Source organism: Streptomyces monomycini, from assembly GCF_022271435.1.
In the GTDB taxonomy this organism is placed as follows: Bacteria; Actinomycetota; Actinomycetes; order Streptomycetales; family Streptomycetaceae; genus Streptomyces; species Streptomyces monomycini.
Genome location: NZ_JAFIQY010000081.1, coordinates 1 through 5,233 on the forward strand (window position 1 = coordinate 1; position 5,233 = coordinate 5,233).

At 57.6% G+C, this 5,233-nt stretch carries 2 rRNA genes; both read right to left on the reverse strand.

The features are described from left to right. Positions 1–21 precede the first annotated feature (21 nt). Positions 22–3,142, reverse strand: a 23S ribosomal RNA gene (locus JXZ78_RS39880). A gap of 299 nt (positions 3,143–3,441) precedes the next feature. Then, positions 3,442–4,970, reverse strand: a 16S ribosomal RNA gene (locus JXZ78_RS39885). The 16S and 23S rRNA genes sit together here, the layout of an rRNA operon. Between the last annotated feature and the right edge of the window lie 263 nt (positions 4,971–5,233).

Sequence of the window (5,233 nt, forward strand, 5' to 3'; positions counted from 1 at the left end):
ACACAGTGGACGCGAGCAACTGAGGACAAGCCCTCGGCCTATTAGTACCAGTCAACTCCACCCGTTACCGGGCTTCCATATCTGGCCTATCAACCCAGTCGTCTACTGGGAGCCTTACCCCATCAAGTGGGAGGGAGCCCTCATCTCGAAGCAGGCTTCCCGCTTAGATGCTTTCAGCGGTTATCCTTTCCGAACGTAGCCAACCAGCCATGCCCTTGGCAGGACAACTGGCACACCAGAGGTTCGTCCGTCCCGGTCCTCTCGTACTAGGGACAGCCCTTCTCAAGACTCCTACGCGCACAGCGGATAGGGACCGAACTGTCTCACGACGTTCTAAACCCAGCTCGCGTACCGCTTTAATGGGCGAACAGCCCAACCCTTGGGACCGACTCCAGCCCCAGGATGCGACGAGCCGACATCGAGGTGCCAAACCATCCCGTCGATATGGACTCTTGGGGAAGATCAGCCTGTTATCCCCGGGGTACCTTTTATCCGTTGAGCGACGGCGCTTCCACAAGCCACCGCCGGATCACTAGTCCCTACTTTCGTACCTGCTCGACCCGTCAGTCTCACAGTCAAGCTCCCTTGTGCACTTACACTCAACACCTGATTGCCAACCAGGCTGAGGGAACCTTTGGGCGCCTCCGTTACTCTTTAGGAGGCAACCGCCCCAGTTAAACTACCCACCAGACACTGTCCCTGATCCGGATCACGGACCCAGGTTAGACATCCAGCACGACCAGAGTGGTATTTCAACAACGACTCCCCCTGAACTGGCGTCCAAGGATCACAGTCTCCCACCTATCCTACACAAGCCGAACCGAACACCAATATCAAGCTATAGTAAAGGTCCCGGGGTCTTTCCGTCCTGCTGCGCGAAACGAGCATCTTTACTCGTAGTGCAATTTCACCGGGCCTATGGTTGAGACAGTCGAGAAGTCGTTACGCCATTCGTGCAGGTCGGAACTTACCCGACAAGGAATTTCGCTACCTTAGGATGGTTATAGTTACCACCGCCGTTTACTGGCGCTTAAGTTCTCAGCTTCGCCCTGTCGAAACAGAGCTAACCGGTCCCCTTAACGTTCCAGCACCGGGCAGGCGTCAGTCCGTATACATCGCCTTACGGCTTCGCACGGACCTGTGTTTTTAGTAAACAGTCGCTTCTCGCTGGTCTCTGCGGCCACCACCAGCTCAGAGGGAAAACCTCATCACCAGCAATGGCCCCCCTTCTCCCGAAGTTACGGGGGCATTTTGCCGAGTTCCTTAACCATAGTTCACCCGAACGCCTCGGTATTCTCTACCTGACCACCTGAGTCGGTTTAGGGTACGGGCCGCCATGAAACTCGCTAGAGGCTTTTCTCGACAGCATAGGATCATCCACTTCACCACAATCGGCTCGGCATCAGGTCTCACCCTTAACGTGCGACGGATTTGCCTACCGCACGGGCTACACCCTTACCCCGGGACAACCACCGCCCGGGCTGGACTACCTTCCTGCGTCACCCCATCACTCACCTACTACCACCTTGGATCAGCGGCTCCACCACTCCCCTTCGTCCGAAGACTCCAGGGCGGCTTCACGGCCTTAGCATCAATGGATTCGATGTTTGGCGCTTCAAAGCGGGTACCGGAATATCAACCGGTTGTCCATCGACTACGCCTGTCGGCCTCGCCTTAGGTCCCGACTTACCCTGGGCAGATCAGCTTGACCCAGGAACCCTTAGTCAATCGGCGCACACGTTTCCCACGTGTGTATCGCTACTCATGCCTGCATTCTCACTCGTGAACCGTCCACAACTACCTTCCGGTGCTGCTTCACCCGGCACACGACGCTCCCCTACCCATCACAGTCCCCGTTAGGAGTATGTACTGCAATGACACGACTTCGGCGGTGTGCTTGAGCCCCGCTACATTGTCGGCGCGGAATCACTTGACCAGTGAGCTATTACGCACTCTTTCAAGGGTGGCTGCTTCTAAGCCAACCTCCTGGTTGTCTCTGCGACTCCACATCCTTTCCCACTTAGCACACGCTTAGGGGCCTTAGTCGATGCTCTGGGCTGTTTCCCTCTCGACCATGGAGCTTATCCCCCACAGTCTCACTGCCGCGCTCTCACTTACCGGCATTCGGAGTTTGGCTAAGGTCAGTAACCCGGTAGGGCCCATCGCCTATCCAGTGCTCTACCTCCGGCAAGAAACACACGACGCTGCACCTAAATGCATTTCGGGGAGAACCAGCTATCACGGAGTTTGATTGGCCTTTCACCCCTAACCACAGGTCATCCCCCAGGTTTTCAACCCTGGTGGGTTCGGTCCTCCACGAAGTCTTACCTCCGCTTCAACCTGCCCATGGCTAGATCACTCCGCTTCGGGTCTTGGGCACGCTACTCAACGCCCTCTTCGGACTCGCTTTCGCTACGGCTTCCCCACACGGGTTAACCTCGCAACATACCGCAAACTCGCAGGCTCATTCTTCAAAAGGCACGCAGTCACGACTATGCAGCAAGCTGCATAGCGACGCTCCCACGGCTTGTAGGCACACGGTTTCAGGTACTATTTCACTCCGCTCCCGCGGTACTTTTCACCATTCCCTCACGGTACTATCCGCTATCGGTCACCAGGGAATATTTAGGCTTAGCGGGTGGTCCCGCCAGATTCACACGGGATTTCACGGGCCCCGTGCTACTTGGGTGATTCTCAAACGAGCCGTCAATGTTTCAGCTACGGGGGTCTTACCCTCTACGCCGGACCTTTCGCATGTCCTTCGCCTACATCAACGGTTTCTGACTCGCCGACCGGCCGGCAGACCGGTCAAGAGAACTCCCACAACCCCAACCACGCAACCCCTGCCGGGTATCACACGTGACTGGTTTGGCCTCATCCGGTTTCGCTCGCCACTACTCCCGGAATCACGGTTGTTTTCTCTTCCTGCGGGTACTGAGATGTTTCACTTCCCCGCGTTCCCTCCACACTGCCTATGTGTTCAGCAGCGGGTGACAGCCCATGACGACTGCCGGGTTTCCCCATTCGGACACCCCCGGATCAAAGCTTGGTTGACAGCTCCCCGGGGCCTATCGTGGCCTCCCACGTCCTTCATCGGTTCCTGGTGCCAAGGCATCCACCGTGCGCCCTTAAAAACTTGGCCACAGATGCTCGCGTCCACTGTGCAGTTCTCAAGCAACGACCAGCCACCCGTCACAACCCGCCGAAGCAGGCCTATACCGGGGCCGGCGTCGAAGGGCGAGCAACGCTCGCACCCTCAGACACCCAACAGCGTGCCCGACACCCTCGATCCCCTGACACGTTCCACGCCGAAGCAGTACTGGTGACAGTGAGTCAAGTGTGCCGAGTAGTCAACGTTCCACCCATGAGCAACCAGCACCGGACACTCGCCGGTGTACTGGCCTCTGACCAGCCCGAAGACCGGTAAGAAATGCTCCTTAGAAAGGAGGTGATCCAGCCGCACCTTCCGGTACGGCTACCTTGTTACGACTTCGTCCCAATCGCCAGTCCCACCTTCGACGATTCCCTCCCACAAGGGGTTGGGCCACCGGCTTCGGGTGTTACCGACTTTCGTGACGTGACGGGCGGTGTGTACAAGGCCCGGGAACGTATTCACCGCAGCAATGCTGATCTGCGATTACTAGCAACTCCAACTTCATGGGGTCGAGTTGCAGACCCCAATCCGAACTGAGATCGGCTTTTTGAGATTCGCTCCACCTCGCGGTATCGCAGCTCATTGTACCGACCATTGTAGCACGTGTGCAGCCCAAGACATAAGGGGCATGATGACTTGACGTCGTCCCCACCTTCCTCCGAGTTGACCCCGGCAGTCTCCTGTGAGTCCCCATCACCCCGAAGGGCATGCTGGCAACACAGAACAAGGGTTGCGCTCGTTGCGGGACTTAACCCAACATCTCACGACACGAGCTGACGACAGCCATGCACCACCTGTACACCGACCACAAGGGGGCGCCTGTCTCCAGACGTTTCCGGTGTATGTCAAGCCTTGGTAAGGTTCTTCGCGTTGCGTCGAATTAAGCCACATGCTCCGCTGCTTGTGCGGGCCCCCGTCAATTCCTTTGAGTTTTAGCCTTGCGGCCGTACTCCCCAGGCGGGGAACTTAATGCGTTAGCTGCGGCACGGACGACGTGGAATGTCGCCCACACCTAGTTCCCAACGTTTACGGCGTGGACTACCAGGGTATCTAATCCTGTTCGCTCCCCACGCTTTCGCTCCTCAGCGTCAGTATCGGCCCAGAGATCCGCCTTCGCCACCGGTGTTCCTCCTGATATCTGCGCATTTCACCGCTACACCAGGAATTCCGATCTCCCCTACCGAACTCTAGCCTGCCCGTATCGAATGCAGACCCGGGGTTAAGCCCCGGGCTTTCACATCCGACGTGACAAGCCGCCTACGAGCTCTTTACGCCCAATAATTCCGGACAACGCTTGCGCCCTACGTATTACCGCGGCTGCTGGCACGTAGTTAGCCGGCGCTTCTTCTGCAGGTACCGTCACTTGCGCTTCTTCCCTGCTGAAAGAGGTTTACAACCCGAAGGCCGTCATCCCTCACGCGGCGTCGCTGCATCAGGCTTTCGCCCATTGTGCAATATTCCCCACTGCTGCCTCCCGTAGGAGTCTGGGCCGTGTCTCAGTCCCAGTGTGGCCGGTCGCCCTCTCAGGCCGGCTACCCGTCGTCGCCTTGGTAGGCCATTACCCCACCAACAAGCTGATAGGCCGCGGGCTCATCCTGCACCGCCGGAGCTTTCCACACACAGACCATGCGGTCGTGTGTCATATCCGGTATTAGACCCCGTTTCCAGGGCTTGTCCCAGAGTGCAGGGCAGATTGCCCACGTGTTACTCACCCGTTCGCCACTAATCCCCTCCCGAAGGAGGTTCATCGTTCGACTTGCATGTGTTAAGCACGCCGCCAGCGTTCGTCCTGAGCCAGGATCAAACTCTCCGTGAATGTTTACCCGTAATCGGGTCAACACACACGAGAGCGGAACAGGAAGCGGAATAGGCTTCCTGTTCACAGCGTCCTCGCTGTGTGTGCCACCCGCACCGTTAAGTGCTGGTGGGCTTTTCAAAGGAACCTCATCCTCCGGCTGCTGCCGGTGGACGGGGTATCAACATATCTGGCGTTGACTTTTGGCACGCTGTTGAGTTCTCAAGGAACGGACGCTTCCTTTGTGCCTGTTTCACCAGGCTCTCCGGGCGCTTCCCTTCGGT